Here is a 430-nt window from a genome sequence, read left to right as displayed (position 1 = left end):
AAATGGATAAAGCTTTTCGATCAAATTTTGCTGCAAGAGAATAAAGAGCGGTTGTCTCCATTTCGATCGCTAGGATACCATATTGAGCCATGAGCTCAAGTGGTTTTTCATTGTAAAATTGGTCTGCTGTAAATACATTTCCGACACGTACAGCGACATTTTTTGCTTCTGCCGTGTCGTAGGCTTTCTTGAGCAGGCCAAAATCAGCACATGGCGCATAATCAATCGGTCCAAATGCCACACGATTCATTTGTGAATCTGTTGATGATGTCTGGGCTAAAATGACGTCACGTACATTGACATCTCTTTTAATGGCTCCGCAAGATCCAACGCGAATTAAGTTTTGAACATAATAGCTTTGAATGAGTTCATTCACATAAATCGAAATAGACGGTACGCCCATCCCACTGCCCTGTACAGAAACACGTAT

1 protein-coding gene is annotated in these 430 nt (G+C 41.4%); it reads right to left on the bottom strand.

Going from position 1 to position 430, the window contains the following annotated elements; genetic code table 11:
- Window positions 1–403: phosphorylase family protein (locus GFC01_RS18310; protein WP_479723396.1), on the bottom strand; the 403-nt coding region annotated here is incomplete at its 3' end.
- Window positions 404–430 lie beyond the last annotated feature (27 nt).

Source organism: Desulfofundulus thermobenzoicus, from assembly GCF_009428905.1.
In the GTDB taxonomy this organism is placed as follows: domain Bacteria; phylum Bacillota; class Desulfotomaculia; order Desulfotomaculales; family Desulfovirgulaceae; genus Desulfofundulus_A; species Desulfofundulus_A thermobenzoicus.
The sequence above is the reverse complement of the archived record's forward strand: the minus strand, read 5'-3'. Positions and strand labels throughout refer to the sequence as shown.